The sequence below is a fragment of the Aquimarina algiphila genome (assembly GCF_947494415.1).
GTDB lineage: Bacteria > Bacteroidota > Bacteroidia > Flavobacteriales > Flavobacteriaceae > Aquimarina > Aquimarina algiphila.
Window position 1 is genome coordinate 350,191 of the sequence record NZ_CANLVC010000007.1, and the last position, 16,476, is coordinate 366,666.

Consider the following 16,476-nt stretch of genomic DNA (forward strand, 5'->3'; position numbering starts at 1 on the left):
GGTGTTTTTGTTGGTTGATTAGTTGATGTGATGTTTACTATTTTCTATTCAGAGTATGATATACGTTCTTTATTATTAGCAATAATATCTTCTGTGTTTTTTAATGCTATGATATTATTTTTTTTGAGGTTGATATCAAATCCATTTTGACGAATTAAAGCCTCATAAAATGCTACTTTAGATAATTCTGCATGACAAACATCTTCTTCTAGTGTTACATTAACATCAGATTCTGAATCTTTATCAGATGAAGAAATGTCATTGTTTACACTTGCCTTATCATTGTTGTTTGTAGTTTTGATTTCTTGTGCAGTAACTCCCGCAATTAGGAATAAAAAAAGAATGCAAGATATCGTAGTTTTCATATTATGGGGTCTTGAAAAATTATAACTATCTGAGAACAAATTTAATATGAAAATAAGACGCTAAAAAGTGATTTTATATTTTTTAGATAAAACGCATTTTTTGGACGATGAAATACTGATAATTTTGTTAAAAAAGACAATTCTTACATAGTTTTTTTACGGTTAAACCGTAAAAACACATCTTCTTTTGTCTGTGTTTTCTTGAAAAAAAGTCAAATTGATGAAGAGTTTCGTTATTTTATAATTGAGCCAATAGAGCTGACTTGATTAAGTTCAATTAGTTCTTCAATGTAAGTCCTCTTATTCGATAGTCTAGGGATTTTGTGTTGTCCTCCCAATTTGTTATTCTTTTTAAGCCAGTCATAAAATAGATGCTGTCTTGCTTCTCTTATTTGAAGTAGGTTTAGGGTGGTGTTATTATATCTTTTGGCTTCATAATCACTGTTCGCTTGCTGTAGATTTTGATCCAGGATATTTGTAAATTCTTTAATACAATTAGGTCGTTTTTTAAATTCTATAATCCACTCATGTGCACCTTTCTCTTTTTCTTTCATAAAAATAGGAGCAACGGTATAATCTACAATTTCACTATTTGTGCTTCTGGTTGTTTTTCTAAGGGCTTCTTCTGCATTTTCTATGATAAGCTCTTCTCCAAAAACATTAATATGATGTTTGGTTCTTCCTGATACCTTAATCCTATATGGTGAGATTGATGTAAATCGTACAGTATCTCCAATTTTATAACGCCATAACCCGGCATTTGTAGTTATAATTACTGCATAGTTTTTCCCAATTTCTACTTCACTTAGTGGAATAACTTTTTCATTATTGGTTCCATAAGAATCCATTGGGATAAATTCATAAAATATCCCATAATCCAGCATTAATAATAGTTCTGAGGAGTCGTTATGGTCTTGAATTGCAAAAAAGCCTTCAGAAGCATTGTATATTTCATAATATTTAAAAGAGCTTTTTGGCAAGATTTTGTCATATTGATCTCTATAAGGAGCAAAATTAACCCCTCCATGAAAATATACTTCTAAATTATTCCAAACTTCAAAAAGACTTTCTTCTCCAGTGGTTTCTAGTACTTGGTTAAGTAAAACCAGCATCCATGAGGGGACACCAGCTAGGCTTGTTACATTTTCCTGAATGGTTTCATTAACAATGGCCTGCATTTTAAATTCCCAATCGCTCATTAGAGAAACCTCATTACTAGGAGTAGAGCTAAACTCTGCCCAAAATGGCATATTGTCGATAATAATGGCAGAAAGATCCCCAAAAGACGTTCCATTTTCTTTATACAACTCTTTGCTACCTCCCAATCTTAAGCTTTTGCCAGTAAACAGTTTAGAATCTTCATTATTGTTAAGGTACATACATAAAAGATCTTTGCCCGCCGCAAAGTGGCAATCTTCTAAGGACTCCTCGCTAACCGGAATAAATTTGCTTTTAGCACTTGTTGTACCACTGGATTTTGCAAACCACTTGATAGGCGTGGGCCAAAAAATATTATGTTCTCCTAAACGACTTCTTTCGATCATAGCTTCATAATCTTCATAAGATCGTATTGGAACACGTTCTTTAAAAATTTCGTAATTGTTTATTGTTGCAAAATCATAAGTTTTTCCAATTTCCGTACTTTTTGCCATATCTAAAAGTACATGTAATAACTCTAGTTGTACTTCATTAGGGTATTTGAGAAAAAGCTCCATTTGATGAAAACGTTTTTTCAAGAACCAGCTGGCAATAGAATTAACTAATGGGATTGGCATTTTTTGATGTATATTTAAACAGGTGTACTCGGTATACCTTATCTTTGGTTGTTGTCAACTAAAATAATAAAAATAATTACATTCTTCTTATAAGCTTGTTATATAACAAAATTTTATGCAATATCAGGGAGTACTTACTAAGATGCAGACAGAAATAGGAGATCCTATTCAATACTATTTGATTTTTGAGTCTGATTTTATACAAGTTAATCAATTATTAAATAAAAAAATACAAATAGAATTTGTGGGTTACAAATGTCTTGCTTGTGGCGAGAATAAAAAAATATTTAGACAAGGATATTGTTATGATGATTTCTATAATCAGCCTCAGGTAGGAGATTGGGTTATGAGGCCAGAATTAAGTACTGCGCATTTAGGTATAGAAGATAGAGATCTGGATTTTGAAAAAAAGGCTCAACTTCAACCTCATATAGTGTATTTAGCAAATTCTAGTAATGTCAAAGTAGGGGTAACCCGAAAATCTCAAGTGCCTACTAGATGGATAGATCAGGGCGCGCATGAAGCTATAGAGATTGTAGAAGTGCCAAATAGATACTTGGCAGGGATTACAGAGGTAGCATTAAAAGAACAAGTAGCCGATAAAACAAATTGGAGAACAATGCTTAAGAATGAAGTGGTCGATGAAGATTTGATTGCATTTAAGAATAAAATCAAAAATTTTGTTCCTGATGAGGTTAAAGAATATTTTATTGAAAATGGAAAAGAAACACAACTTCATTTTCCTGTACTTCGATATCCGGATAAGTTAAAAAGCTTAAATCTTGAGAAAACACCAGAATTTTCGGGAATTCTTAAGGGAATTAAAGGCCAGTATCTCATTTTTGAAGATAATACGGTCTTTAACGTAAGAAATAACGAAGGGTATGTGGTGAGTTTGACAATTTCTTAACAGGATTGCTGTATAATTACCAGCTCCTCTTTTCCGTGAATTTCACATTTTTCTAGTGTATCTTTTATATCCTCTATAGTTGTTCTAGGATTTATTAAACACATTCTTAGAACAATTTGACCTTGTAATATGGTAGTAACTAATAATGCTTCTCGCGAAGTAACGATTTTATTTGAAATATTCTGATTAATCTGATCTAGCTCTTTTTCTGATAAATGTTGACCTATTGGATTGTATCTGAAGTTAATTATGGCAAGTGTAGCGGGGGATGTAATTTCCCAGTGACTGCTCCTTCTTAAAATATCCTCTGTCTGCTCGGCAAGATCTATGTTGTATTGAATAGCTTTTCTAAAAGAATTTAAGCCAAATGTTTTTAAGGACATATAAAACTTTAAGGCACGAAAACGACGCGTTAATTGAATACCGTGATCATAAAAATTAATTTCAGATTCATTTCCTTCTATGTCTCTGAGGTATTCTGGTTTTTCGCTAAAAGTGCTGCTTAACCAATTATGATCCTTAACTAATAGACACCCTATTTCATAAGGTTGATAAAACCATTTATGTGGATCTACAGTTAAAGAATCTGCTCTTTCAATTCCATTTAAAAGAGTTTTTCCTGTATTGGCTAAAATTGCCGCTCCGCCATAAGCACCATCAATATGTAACCATAGATGCTCTCTTTCACATATGGTAGCAATATCGTTTAAAGGGTCTACTGTTCCCGTATTTGTAGTTCCGGCAGAGGCAATAATACAAAAAGGCTGCAATCCTTCTAAACGATCTCTGGCAATTGCATTTTTTAATTTGTTTATGGATATTTTAAATTCCATATCAGTTGGAATGATACGAATTTGTTCTTTTTTGAATCCAAGTACTTTGATTGCCTTTATATTTGAAGAATGGGCTTGATCAGAAAGATAAATTATAGCTTTTGAAAAATCATCTCCGCATCGTATTCTTCTTGCGGTAGCTAATGCCGTAAGATTAGCCATCGAGCCTCCACTAGTGAATATACCTCCTCCTTTTTTGGTAGGAAAACCAAAAACATCCAGTAACCAGTTCATCGTTATTATTTCTAGTTCAGCCGCTGCTGGAGATGCTGCCCAACCTCCCGAAAATATATTAAAGCCAGTAGCAATTGTATCAGCCATTGCACTTATGTAATTACTTGGTCCAGGAACAAACGAATATGATTTTGGATGTGATACTATATTGCTATGCGGAATAATCTGATCCATCACAAAATCTAAAACCTCGTTTGCAGGTGTGGGTTGATCAGGAATCTGTTCTGTCAATAGAGCATCCATCTCCTCTCGTGATGCCATCGTAACTGGTTTTTTTGAATCCTGATTTTCAAAATGTTCTACAATATGATCTATGATTTTATATCCATATTGTTGCATTTCTTCTTTTGACAGCTTTAGTGTAGAATTGAGGTCGTCTTTGATCATCTTGTTGCCATTTTTATCGTACAGAATAACAAAAGTAGGATACTTAAATAGAATTTACTTGTATAATCTTTTAAAAAAATGGTATTTTAATAGTAAAGAGAGATTTTATCCAACTAAGAAATTAATGCCTTGAAAAATAGAGAGAGTTACTAATACTATTCCAATGATTTTGGATAGTTTGTTTTTAGAATCCTCGGATTTTTGGGCCATTTTATTTCCCCACCTTCCATAAAAATATAACGTTCCTATTTTACCCAAATATATGCCAAAAAAGAAAAGAAAAAGAGATGTTAAGGGGTTTTGACTAGTGAGATCAAAAATATACTTGTTTACTAATGAAATAGCTAAAATCCAATAGATAATTACAGGTGGGTTTAATATAGATAGAGAAAATCCGGTAAGAAATTTGGAGCTGGATATTTTTATTTTCCTGGTATTATTTTTTGTGTTTGTTTTGGTTTTGAAAATTAAAAAATATAATCCGATACTAAAGAAAAGAAAAATAAATACGATTTGGATCCATTGGTTTGCAAGAAAAAAATCTGATAATTCCATACTACAGTGTAAAGCAAAGAGAGCGAGTACTACTTCACCAATTCCTGCAGCCAAAGCTATGTATGATGCGTTTCTGATACTTTCTTTTATAGAAGTATTGATAACGGCTAAATTAACTGCCCCAAGAGGTAAAGCACCTACTACAGCAATAAGAATTCCAAATAGAAGATATAATAGTATCATGGTTGATTAGTAGTTGCAAATATAATAATCTTACATATTTTGTTTTATAAAAAAATAGAAGCGACAATTGTCGCTTCTATATCTACCCTTAGTAAAAATGATAATTTGAATACATTACTAATTTATTTTTAAAAATTTCCGTCGACTCCGATTCTTATTTTTTTTATGATTTCTTCATAATATAAAATCGTCGATATAATTTTTTCGGTATCAGCGTATGGAATTAATTCTTCGACCATTGTGTCTATTGTTTCCAGATTATCACGTATCGATTCTGTAGTGTTTTTTAGAACTTTAAGGTGCCTTGAATCTTCTTTAATACCAATATCACCTAATCGAACACCGGCTTCATTGGTGAGTGATAAGAATGGTAGTATCGTCATGATTTCTTTTACTCGATCTTGATACAAATTAATTAGTTCTCCTTTTTTTAATGATTGAAGATCGCTTATGGTATGAAATTTATTGATTTGATCTCTTTGGGTAAAAAATACAGCTGGGTTCGCTTGTTGCCCAAAAGTTATACTTGTTGTTATAAATAAAATAAAGCTTGTTAAAATTTTTGACATAGTGTATACTAAATTATAGTGTTGAATTGACCCTATTATATAAATCAGTTCACATTTTTTATTGCATTACCATATAATTGTTTAAAGACTGCTTCAGTTTAAATTTTGGAGATATTGAATTATTCGGATCACTAAATAGATTAGCAACTTCGACAAAGCTTTTTGTAAACCTATTATATTTTAAAATATCTAAAGTGTTGTTAATTGTTTTGTTGCTCGAGTCTACGCCTTCGCCATGAATATTAAAAAAGCTATTATCCATCATAAATGCTTTTTGCATTACCGCTAATGATGTAAATGATTTATCAAATTTTACAACATCAGAGAAACCAGATATCTTAGAGTTGTGAATATACGTTAGAGCAGAGTTTGATGCAAAAATAGCTGCGCTTGTATGTTGATAGTTAGTTTTGTCAGATAGATTTACCAGCGTTGCATTGCTAATAGTAACATCTGTTACAGTATTTGGTCTTATGTAACCAAGTTCTTTATTATAACCATCTACTTCTATGGCATAAGATCCTTGAGGGCTATTAATGTATGGGTGACGTACTGCGATGATACTGCTTAATGTTCCTTTAAACCCTTCTGAGATATGATAATCATTCTTTTGGGCTTTAAGAGATATTAGGTTTCTTATACTGTTTTTTCCTCCATGAATGTTATATGAATCTTGACCTGAATAGCTAACCATGATATCTTCTATGATTGATGTGGTGCCAATACCATAAAGTGATAATCCACTTGTGCCTTTTTTTCTCTTAGCTGTATTACCAGAGAATTCAATTCTTAAATACCTTAAAATTGTAGTTTCCTCGTCTGGCATATTTCCTCCATATACAGAATACTGAGGATTGAAATTCCCCTCGATTATACCATTTCCAGAAACAGTATTTACTTTTCCAGATCCGGCAATAGTTATACCACCCCAATCTCCACTGTTTCTTGATTTAGATGCTTTACTAGATGTAAATACAATAGGATACGCTTTTGATCCAATTGCGATTAATTTAGCTCCTTTAGAGACAATAAGGTTTGCAGGATTCTCATAATCACAACGGATTATAGTTCCTTCTTGTATTGTTAATGATGCACCTGGAGTAACATATACATCTCCAGACATTAAGTAAACGCTATCATTTGTTAAATAAGTATGATTAGAAATAACGTTAGGTAATTTCTCATCGGCTTCTGGATAGTCTACTTTGTTAGGAGCAAAACTTGTCCAGCCTTTAGTCCATCCATCGTTATTCTCGCTAAAATCTTGTGCTGTGGTTAAAAAAGGAAATAATAGTAATACAAAAGCTGTTAAAAGAAAACATCTTTTTTTCATAATAGGTTATTTTGGGGTTAAACTTTTGGAAGAAATTTCTTTCTCTCAATTTTTCGGAATACTAAGATATGGGAGTTTGGATCAAAGTTGGTTACGTGTTTACCGTAAACTTTGTACGTTGGTCGTTATTTTAACTTAAATTAGTAAAATATTATGAGTAAAATTCCTACTAGATAAATATTTATAGATCTTAATATCAGTGAATTAGGTTGTTTTGGTGTTTTTGTTGTAAATGCTGAAAGTAATTTGTAAATGTTAAAGGTTTTTGACAAAAAAGGGGTCTTTTCCCCTCATTTTGAACCTTTTTATGCTCAATTATCTTCTTTAAAAAGGTGTTTAATCGTTAAAAAAACGAGTATTTTTAACACTAATTATTCAAAAATTATCTTAAAATGGTGTTTTTTGTGATAAAAGTGTAACTTTTTAAGACTCTTTATTTGAGGTGTACTTATAAAAAAACAGCACTTATCGGCGCTGTTTTTTTATAAGTACATAAAAGTTGTACATGTCTTACGGTTTAGTTGTTTCCATTTGGTCCTAAACGCATTTTTTTTATCATCTCTTCAAAATATAGAATTGACCAAATTATATCACTTGTATCCGAATAAGGAACAAGTTTTTTGACTGTGTTTTCTGTGTATTCAAAGGCTCTACGAGCTATCTCAATATTTTTTTCAACCACTTTGATATTCTCAGAGCTTTCTTCAATACCAAGATCACTTAGTGTTGTTCCTGCGGTATTAGTAAGGGATAGATACGGTATTGCAATAAATATTTCTTTAGTTCTTTCTAAATACAGCTGAATTAAAGCTCCCTTATTAAGTTCTTGTAATTCGTCAATAGTATGAAACCTTGTGACTAATTTATCAGGAGTGTACAAGACTGATCTTTGATTTTTTGTTTGGGCATTTATTGAAGTAATACTTAGTAATAGTAATACTATAGTAGTTAGTTTTTTCATGTTAGTAGTATTATAATCAGGTAAGTTGTTTATTCTAGTTGTTAGATTTTTTAAAAATGATATACGTTTATTGAATGACCATATAGTTATTTAATGAATTCTTTAATGTGAATTTTGGATTGCCTTTATCAAAAGGATCTTCAAACAATTCTTCAGGATTTTGAAAAGTCTTAGTAAAACGATTGTACTTAAGTAAATAAAAAGTAGCGTTTGCTATTTTATTTTCAGTATAGACACCTTCTTTATGAACATTTAAAAAGCTATTATCCATTTTAAATGCATGGTCAACCATTTTTAGAGTAGAAAAAGTTTTATCTAATCGAACTACATCAGAAAAGCCAGAAATAGTCGAATCATTAATATAAAGTTCAGCAAGATTGTTAACCGATATAGCAGCTCTAGAATGGCTATAATTCATTTGATCAGTCAATGATATTAAAGTTGCTCCCGTTATATCTACAGTGGTTAACTTTTTTGTATTCTTAAATCCAACTTTATTGTCATAACCATCAATTTCGACGGCGTAAGAACCATTATCACTCGTAATGTATGGATGTCTAATAGCAAGAATGTTTATTAATTCTGATGTATGGCCTTGAGTAAAATCAAAATCGTCATCACTCGATTTAAGGGATATTAGATTTTTAGAAACAGATTCACCGCCAGTCCATTGAAAAGAATCGTCAGCAGAATAGCTAATCATTATATTTTCCATTATAGATTTCTTTCCTAATGCATATAATGAAAGTCCGTTTGTTGATTTGCCTGCGTATTCGATTCTTACAAATCTTAACACTGTTGTTTCTTCATTTTCATTTGTTCCTCCATAAGAAGTGTAAAGAGGATCAAATTTTCCTTTGATTACTCCTTCTCCTTCTGTGCTATAAGCATTTCCTGAACCTATAATTGTAATACCTCCCCAATCACCATGACTTCTTGAATTAGGAGATTTGTTAGATGTAAAGACAATAGGATAAGCCTTACTGCCATTAGCAATAAGTTTAGCTCCTCTGGTTACAATCAGATTAGCGGAATTCTCAACATCACCTCTTAATACAGTACCTTCTTGTATTGTAAGGGTGGCATTATTAGTTACATAAATATCACCCGACATAAGATATACCAGATCACTTCTTAAAAAAGTATCTTCGGATATTATATTTGGTAATACTTTATCGTAATCTTCATAGTCGGTTTTATTTGGTTCGAAATTAGTCCATCCTCTTAACCATTTCATACTAAAAATATCATTTTGAGAAAATCCATTGAAGGAAATGGCTAAAAGTAATAATCCGGTAATTATGTATATTTTTTTCATGATTTAATCTTTTGGTGATAGTTTTAAAAGAAATCTTCACTGACTTTTCTTTGTAAACATCAATTCAAATTTTACAATTCGTAGTTTGTAAACTTGTTTATGTTGTCGATATTAAAAGGCTAAGATTACAAGGTTAAATAGGTATTAACATTTTTTTGTGTTAACTCAAGCTTAGAAAAATAAACTAAAACGTATGTTTTAGAACAAAAAAAATCAGCGGTACGAGCTGACTTTTTTTATTCATTTTTCTTTTTAAAGTTAAAAATTTCCGTTGGCGCCTATCCTAATTTTTTTGATTACTTCTTCATAATATAGTATAGTCCAGATAATTTTTTCAGTATCGGCATACGGAATAAAATCAGAAATCAAAACTTTGGTGTTTTCAAAAGTTTTTAGAGTACTTTCTCGGTGTTTATTGAGTGTTTTTAAATGATCAGAATTTTCTTTGATTCCTATATCAGATAGTTTAACATTAGGTTCATTGGTCAAGGCTAAAAAAGGTAAAATCGTTACAATCTCATTAACACGGGCTGTATATAGTTTGATGAGCTCTCCTTTTTTTAAATTTTCTAGTTCATCTATAGTGTGAAATTTACCTATCATGGCTTTTTGATCAAAAAAAACATTTTTGTTTGTTTGAGTATAACTAAGGTTTATGATAAAACAGGTGAGGAAAATAGTATGAAGTAGTTTCATTGTGGCAATAGTTTTAAGTGTGGATACTCAAATTTACTGCATCACAATATAATTTTCAGATTCTTTTGATGTAAATTTTAGATTTTTTTTAGTTCTACGAACTTGTAAATGCATCATTAACAATCCTTAACTAATTTATATTGAGTTAAGGATTGCGGTTAGATATCAAATATTCTATTCTCTAATTCTTTGTTTTTGTAGAATCTTTCTTCTTTTTCTTTTTAAGAAAACCTCCTAAAATATTTTTGGCAGTGCTTTCTAATGTTTCTTTAGTATTGTTAGCATTTGTTTTAGAAGAATCTGTTGATTTTTTTGAACCTCCCAATAAATTGGTTAATGCTTCTTGACCTTTACCTATTAATTCGCCCTTAACCTTTTGTTTTTGTTTATCGACTATTTGTTGTGTTAGTTGTTTTACAGCATCACCGGTATTAAGGTTGATTTTTGGGTTTTTGAAATTACCAGAAATGCCTATAGGTAGTCCAACAGTCATTGCATCTGCTTCTTTTGCATCAAGTTGAGAAATCAAACTTCCTACTTCACTACCTAAATATTTAGCAGGAACATCAAGTTTAATATTATAATTTATATTCTGATCAAAATTATGATCACCACCAGCAGTAATTTTTATGCCTTCAACATCAAATTCGAAAGGTTTTACATTAATTTTTCCGTCATCAAAACTTAGTTTTGTTTTGATATCTTTTAGATTTAATTGGTCTAATTCTAAAAAATTAAGCTGATTATCCAGGTTAGAAAGGAATGGGGTTTTTGTGGTCGATACTTGTGCATTAAGAATCTCTGCAAGCGCCTTCCCTTTCAATGATGTTAAGATCGGAATGAGATTTTCATTAAGGCTACCATTTAAGTTTATTTTTGTAGTGAGATCACCGGTTAATGCTCTTGCAATCGGAGCCAGGCCTTTTATCAGCTCTAAATTGTTGAAAGATTGTACAATATCAATCTTGCTTAAATCTAAAGCCATATCAAAAGTCGGAACTTTTGATTTGGTCGATACGTTACCATTAAGTGCCATACCTCCATCAAAAATATTAGAAGTTATATTGTCCAGATATGCAGTTTCATCCTTTATTCTTACTGTACCTTTTGTATTTTTAAGTTCCAGATTGTCATAAAAAACAGTTTGGGTATCAAAATTTAAAGTAGCATCCAGAAAAGAAGGAATTCTCATAGTGTCATCCTCATTACCTTTAGTACTTGTTACTTCTTCTCCTTCTTCTGATTCTTGTTCGTTGACCATAAAATCATCTACAGCGAATACCTTGGAGTTTACATCAAAGTTTCCTTTTAAGTCTTGTTCTGCAAATAAAAATCCCATAAGATTATTGATCGTACCAGTGGCGGCCAGATCTGATCTACCTGTAGTCGCTTCCATTTTATCAAGTGAAATGGTTTCTGGATTAAAACTTACGTTGGCATTTTCAATTTTTATTTCATTAGGGACATCAGGCGAAGCGTATGTAAATTGAGAAATGCTGGCAGTTCCTGAGCTTTTTATGTTTTGATATTGTTCTTTTTCTAAAGATTGCATATCAAACTTGGTTTTGATATCAGCTTTTACAATCCCATTTAGCTCTTGTTCTAATTGTAGAGGATATGCCTGATTTATATTAGCAAGATTTAATGTACCCTTTAGCATCATGTCAACAATCATATTTTTGGTAAGATTGCGTAAACTTCCTCTGGCTGCAAATGAATCCTGATCTATTTTAAACGTTAGGTTGCCAATTTTTATATAAGTGTCATCAACCAGACCAGTTTCATTTATAATTTGGGTATCTATATTAATGTTTTTTACTCCTTTGGGTAAATCGGGATATTTAAAAGAAGCATTATTTGAAGCTATTTTGATATCCATTTTTGGAATATAAGTATCATCAGATTTCCCTTTAATTATGCCATTAATTGAGAAATCACCACTTGTTTGTACACCATCTAGATTTTTGGCGTAAGTTTCAGGAATCACAGCCAGAAAATTCTTAAAATCTGAAGAAGGAGTTTTAAAACTAAGGTCCACTTCGGTATATTTTTCAAATAATTGAACAAACCCTGCAAATTCTAAAGGTAATCGATTAATTTCTGCCTTATTTTCTTTAAAAGAATAGCGTTGGTTTTTAAGATCCAGCTCTATTTGTGCATCAAGTTTTAGCTTATTTTTATTTAGATATTTTGAGTTATCTAGACTAAAAGAGGCTTCAGATGAAGTTTGGGTGTCAAGAATTATTGTTGAACCAGATACAGAACCATCACCACTATGATTAAGTCCGGTCATTTCTAAAATGGTTTTACTTACATCATCTTTAAATAAAATTTTGCTTTCATTGATTTCATAATGATCCAAAGCAAAAGTAAAAGAATTACCTTCTTCTTCTATTGGTGTTTCTTCAACGGTATCATCTTTTTTGGTAATATCTACATTAGAATTCCCTAAAGAATCTGTTTTAATGGCAATGAGCGCTTCATCAATAATGATTTTTTGTACACTAATAGATTCTGAAGCATCTTTAAATAATTCATTTATCGACATGTCCAAAGCAATTCTTTTTGAATATGCAAGTGTATCTCCTTCAAAAGGAGCGTAATTAATAATAGAAAATTCATCAATTATAACAGACGCCTGAGGAAAACTACGGATAAGACTAAGGTCTAAACTAGCAAAATCTACTTTTGCATTTACATGTTCGTTTACAAGGTATCGTACTTTGTCCTGTATCGTTCCTTTAAATAAAAATGGAATAGAAATAACGGCTATAATGAGAAATAGTATAAGGATACCAAGAACTTTTAGGGCTTTTTTCATCGGTTTAAATTTATTATTTTTCGAAGATCAGACTTGTACTGATGTATAATCGATATAAAATGATCCCTTTAATGAGATCAGTTCATATCGTGATGACATAACTTTTATATAAAATAACGATTTACAAAGATACTATGTTACGTATTTTAAGTTAACTATTTGTTAGATTTTAAATTTCCATATCCAATTCGCCTCCTTGTTGCAGTTTAAATCGTCTTCTTATTATATATACAGCTACATATAAAACAGGCGTATCTAGTGCAGCAACAAGTACTTTGAATAAAAATCCATTAAGTAATAAAACTCCAAAACGATCCCATTCTATGATGCCAAAAGAACATAGTAATAGTAACACAGTTAAAGTATCTATAAGTTGTGAAGAAAAAGTAGAAAAATTATTTCGAAGCCAAAGATGCTTTCCTTTGGTTAAGCGTTTCCAGAAATGAAAAACCTGAATGTCTATATATTGTGCAAAAAGATACGCCATCATTGAAGCAAATACAGCAATTACAGTGGCTCCAAAAACCTGGTTAAATATATCATCATTTATTGGTGACCAAGCTGTGGCGGGAACATACGATGAAGCAGATACAATAAGTAGCGAAAAGAAAGAAGCAAAGATTCCTGCTGTTACTATCTGATTTGCCTTTTTTTTACCAAATATTTCGCTTATGATATCAGTAATTAGAAAGGTAATAGGATAGGGTAGAATACCCACAGAAATTTCAAAAGTATACATCCCAAAAAAATCCCAATAAAAGAATTTTTGAAAAATAAGATTAGAGACTACCAATGATGAGATAAAAAGTGCTCCCAGAATAAGGTATATTCGATAAGCTATACGTTTGTCTTTTAAATCCAGAAGAGTTTCGTTCAAAATAAAATAATAGTTAATAATAGTTCACGCAAAAATAAGGTGAAGTGGTTTTGTTTTGCTTAATTTGCTCTTAAAAATAAGGAGTTCTTGCCAGAATATAAATATCCAGCCTTGAAAACACCTCATCAAATACATATTTCGTTAGGAAGTAATATAGGAAATCGTCTAAGTTTTCTTCAGAATGCAGTACATGAAATTTATAAACGCATTGGAGACGTGACTTCTATTTCTAGTGTATATCAAACACCAGCCTGGGGGTTTAATAGCGATGACTTCTATAATGCATGTATATGTATTCACACAATTTTTCCATCAGAAAAAGTATTAAATTTTCTTTTGGAAATTGAAAATGATTTAGGTCGAAATAGGACGGAAGGTAATGGTTATGAAGCTAGGACAATTGATCTGGATATTATTTTTTCTTCCGAAGGAAATCTATCAACTGCAGCATTAAAAGTTCCCCATCTGGCAATGCAAGATCGAAAATTTGTTTTAGAGCCATTAGCAGAAATTGCAGGAAATATAATGCATCCAACTCTGAAGAAAACAGTAGAGCAGTTATTGAGAGAAACTTCTGATGACTCGCAAGTAACATTAGTACAGGATAAAATAATAAACCCAAAGGATAGATATGCTTTGTCAAGATTTCAATACCTAACAATTGAAGGAAATATTGGAGCAGGTAAAACAAGTTTGGCACAATTAATAGCAAGAGAATTTAATGCAAAATTAATTCTGGAACGTTTTGCTGATAATCCTTTTTTACCAAAGTTTTATGAAGATATGGAGCGATACGCTTTTCCTTTGGAAATGTCTTTTCTAGCAGATCGTTACCAACGTTTACAGGATGATATTGCTCAGTTTGATTTATTTAAAGATTTTGTAGTAAGTGATTATGATGTTTTTAAATCTTTAATTTTTGCTAAGGTGACGCTACAGTCAGAAGAATTTAAGTTATATAAAAAGGTGTTTGATTTAATGTATAGAAACCTGACAAAACCAGGTTTGTATGTGTACTTATACCAAAATACCGAACGTCTTTTGGAAAACATAAAAAAAAGGGGTAGAGATTATGAGCAAAAAATCCCTCCAGAATATCTTGATAAGATTAATAAGGGATATTTACAGTTTATAAAATCACAACCAGAATTTAATGTAAGGGTAGTGGATGTTTCAGAACGCGATTTTGTGGCAAATCGATCTGATTATATTTCCATTCTCGACGAGATTTCTAAATAATTTTATGTTAACGATTATAAATCCTGGGCAATTTTTTGGACTTCATCCAGAACTCGGAGTAAGTTGCCACTCCAAAGTTTTTCGATTTGCTCTTCAGTGTATCCTCGTTTTACCAGTTCCAGGGTTACATTAAAGGTTTCAGAGGCATCACTCCATCCTTCAATTCCACCGCCACCATCAAAGTCGGAGCTAATCCCCACATGATCAATTCCGATTTTGTTTACCATGTAATCAATATGATTTACAAAATCCACAACATCTACAGCAGGAGGGAGATCATTCATATTTTTTATTTTACCTCTTCGTATAGCTGCCATTTTCCCCAGGAAATCATAATATTCTTCTTTCTCTTCTGTAGTTAAAACCATGACTTCTTCTCGTTCTAGCCATTTTACATTCATAGAATCCGCAATTTGCTTAGCGATCTGAACTTCTATCTTATTTCTTTTTTCAAATTTTTCTGTATTTAGATATGAAGTAAAAGCTACAGTTTGCACTACACCTCCGTTTTCTTTTAACCATTGCAGTTGTTCATCATCCAGATTTCTGCTATGATTGCATAAAGCTCTCGCAGAAGAATGCGATGCTATTATCGGTGCTTTAGAAAGTTCAATGATCTGTCGCATAGATTCTTTAGAAGGATGAGAGACATCGATCATAATTCCTTCTTTATTCATTTCGACAATTACTTCTTTACCTAATTCACTTACTCCATTATGTAACCAAATACCATCTGCTTCACCGGTATTAGAATCACAAAGTTGACTGTGACCATTATGAGAAAGTGACATATATCTGGCACCGAGATCATAAAACTTCTTTACATTTTTAATGTCTGTGCCAATAGGATACCCGTTTTCGACCCCTATCATTGCCACCTTTTTACCATCTTTATGAATTCGTCGTACATCATCAGAAGTAAGTGCTAGTTCAATTTGGTCTGGAGCAATTTCTTTGGTTAATTTATGTATAGCTTCAAATTTAGACATTGCAATTTCATATGCTTTCTCATAACCAATGGTAGTAAGAGAATCCTGACCAGTATACACAATGAACCAGGCGACATCTAGTCCTCCTTTTGTCATTTTTGGTAATGTTATTTGAGAACTAAGGTTCTGAGTATAGTTTATAGAATCTGTAAAATTTTTAATATTGATATCGCAATGCGTGTCTAATGTGATGACATTATTGTGAATTTTTTTTGCTTTGGCTATGAGTTGATCTTCGGTTGGTTTTTCTGTCATGGTAGTTTCTTGTTTACAGGAAACAAAAAGAGAAATAAAAATGATAAATAATAAAATGTGTCTCATGTTGAGTGCTATTGTCATTGAAAATTAGTTGACTATAAACATACGAAACAAATTTTAGATCATCATTTCTGAAACTAAAACTGCCCGAAAAGGGATTTCGGACAATTTAA

Annotated in this window: 14 protein-coding genes; 2 read left to right on the forward strand and 12 right to left on the reverse strand. The window is 31.6% G+C overall.

The window, feature by feature from the left end:
- Positions 1–44 precede the first annotated feature (44 nt).
- Together PQF96_RS16255 and PQF96_RS16260 are read right to left on the reverse strand one after the other, a co-directional pair.
- A complete protein-coding gene (locus PQF96_RS16255; protein ID WP_271767390.1) occupies positions 45–365 on the reverse strand; it encodes a hypothetical protein in 321 nt (106 codons plus the stop codon).
- 233 nt (positions 366–598) lie between these two features.
- On the reverse strand, positions 599–2,140 hold the full coding sequence (locus PQF96_RS16260) for a GH3 auxin-responsive promoter family protein (RefSeq protein ID WP_271767392.1): 1,542 nt from the start codon (positions 2,138–2,140) through the stop codon (positions 599–601).
- 115 nt (positions 2,141–2,255) lie between these two features.
- Here PQF96_RS16260 and PQF96_RS16265 point away from each other — a divergent pair, with 115 nt between their 5' ends.
- On the forward strand, positions 2,256–3,050 hold the full coding sequence (locus PQF96_RS16265; protein WP_143916757.1) for a DUF2797 domain-containing protein: 795 nt from the start codon (positions 2,256–2,258) through the stop codon (positions 3,048–3,050).
- Here the strand turns inward: PQF96_RS16265 and PQF96_RS16270 are convergent.
- The 9 genes from PQF96_RS16270 to PQF96_RS16310 all read right to left on the reverse strand — a co-directional run bounded on the left by PQF96_RS16270 (position 3,047) and on the right by PQF96_RS16310 (position 13,817).
- Positions 3,047–4,504, reverse strand: a complete 1,458-nt coding sequence (locus tag PQF96_RS16270) for a pyridoxal phosphate-dependent decarboxylase family protein (protein WP_271767394.1) — start codon at positions 4,502–4,504, stop codon at positions 3,047–3,049. The two genes, PQF96_RS16265 and PQF96_RS16270, sit on opposite strands and share 4 nt — an antisense overlap.
- Before the next feature lie 105 nt (positions 4,505–4,609).
- Entirely contained in the window at positions 4,610–5,242 is a 633-nt protein-coding gene (locus PQF96_RS16275) for a LysE family transporter (protein WP_109435546.1), read from the reverse strand.
- A 128-nt stretch (positions 5,243–5,370) separates the two neighbouring features.
- On the reverse strand, positions 5,371–5,811 hold the full coding sequence (locus PQF96_RS16280; RefSeq protein WP_109435545.1) for a hypothetical protein: 441 nt from the start codon (positions 5,809–5,811) through the stop codon (positions 5,371–5,373).
- Positions 5,812–5,869: 58 nt separating this feature from the next.
- Entirely contained in the window at positions 5,870–7,144 is a 1,275-nt protein-coding gene (locus PQF96_RS16285; protein ID WP_109435544.1) for a hypothetical protein, read from the reverse strand.
- A gap of 517 nt (positions 7,145–7,661) precedes the next feature.
- Positions 7,662–8,105 (reverse strand): hypothetical protein, encoded by a 444-nt coding sequence (locus PQF96_RS16290; protein WP_109435543.1) that lies wholly within the window; start codon positions 8,103–8,105, stop codon positions 7,662–7,664.
- A gap of 67 nt (positions 8,106–8,172) precedes the next feature.
- Entirely contained in the window at positions 8,173–9,423 is a 1,251-nt protein-coding gene (locus tag PQF96_RS16295) for a hypothetical protein (RefSeq protein WP_109435542.1), read from the reverse strand.
- A 258-nt stretch (positions 9,424–9,681) separates the two neighbouring features.
- Entirely contained in the window at positions 9,682–10,119 is a 438-nt protein-coding gene (locus tag PQF96_RS16300) for a hypothetical protein (protein ID WP_109435541.1), read from the reverse strand.
- A gap of 181 nt (positions 10,120–10,300) precedes the next feature.
- Positions 10,301–12,940, reverse strand: coding sequence for an AsmA-like C-terminal region-containing protein (locus tag PQF96_RS16305; RefSeq protein ID WP_271767397.1), 2,640 nt, complete (start codon positions 12,938–12,940; stop codon positions 10,301–10,303).
- 169 nt (positions 12,941–13,109) lie between these two features.
- Positions 13,110–13,817, reverse strand: a complete 708-nt coding sequence (locus PQF96_RS16310; RefSeq protein ID WP_271767398.1) for a queuosine precursor transporter — start codon at positions 13,815–13,817, stop codon at positions 13,110–13,112.
- A gap of 87 nt (positions 13,818–13,904) precedes the next feature.
- Between PQF96_RS16310 and folK the strand changes: the two genes are divergently transcribed.
- Positions 13,905–15,056, forward strand: a complete 1,152-nt coding sequence (gene folK, locus PQF96_RS16315; RefSeq protein ID WP_271767400.1) for a 2-amino-4-hydroxy-6-hydroxymethyldihydropteridine diphosphokinase — start codon at positions 13,905–13,907, stop codon at positions 15,054–15,056.
- A 14-nt stretch (positions 15,057–15,070) separates the two neighbouring features.
- On the opposite strand, the gene PQF96_RS16320 is transcribed toward folK, so the two are convergent.
- Positions 15,071–16,366, reverse strand: coding sequence for a dipeptidase (locus tag PQF96_RS16320; protein WP_271767401.1), 1,296 nt, complete (start codon positions 16,364–16,366; stop codon positions 15,071–15,073).
- Positions 16,367–16,476: the final 110 nt, after the last annotated feature.

Bases quoted from the DNA above. Each gene is read 5' to 3' on its own strand.
- PQF96_RS16260 (WP_271767392.1), bottom strand. From the start codon at position 2,140: ATGCCAATCCCATTAGTTAATTCTATTGCCAGCTGGTTCTTGAAAAAA.
- PQF96_RS16285 (WP_109435544.1), bottom strand. From the start codon at position 7,144: ATGAAAAAAAGATGTTTTCTTTTAACAGCTTTTGTATTACTATTATTT.
- PQF96_RS16305 (WP_271767397.1), bottom strand. From the start codon at position 12,940: ATGAAAAAAGCCCTAAAAGTTCTTGGTATCCTTATACTATTTCTCATT.
- PQF96_RS16300 (WP_109435541.1), bottom strand. From the start codon at position 10,119: ATGAAACTACTTCATACTATTTTCCTCACCTGTTTTATCATAAACCTT.
- PQF96_RS16295 (WP_109435542.1), bottom strand. From the start codon at position 9,423: ATGAAAAAAATATACATAATTACCGGATTATTACTTTTAGCCATTTCC.
- PQF96_RS16275 (WP_109435546.1), bottom strand. From the start codon at position 5,242: ATGATACTATTATATCTTCTATTTGGAATTCTTATTGCTGTAGTAGGT.
- PQF96_RS16280 (WP_109435545.1), bottom strand. From the start codon at position 5,811: ATGTCAAAAATTTTAACAAGCTTTATTTTATTTATAACAACAAGTATA.
- PQF96_RS16255 (WP_271767390.1), bottom strand. From the start codon at position 365: ATGAAAACTACGATATCTTGCATTCTTTTTTTATTCCTAATTGCGGGA.
- PQF96_RS16270 (WP_271767394.1), bottom strand. From the start codon at position 4,504: ATGATCAAAGACGACCTCAATTCTACACTAAAGCTGTCAAAAGAAGAA.
- PQF96_RS16265 (WP_143916757.1), top strand. From the start codon at position 2,256: ATGCAATATCAGGGAGTACTTACTAAGATGCAGACAGAAATAGGAGAT.
- PQF96_RS16290 (WP_109435543.1), bottom strand. From the start codon at position 8,105: ATGAAAAAACTAACTACTATAGTATTACTATTACTAAGTATTACTTCA.
- PQF96_RS16320 (WP_271767401.1), bottom strand. From the start codon at position 16,366: ATGAGACACATTTTATTATTTATCATTTTTATTTCTCTTTTTGTTTCC.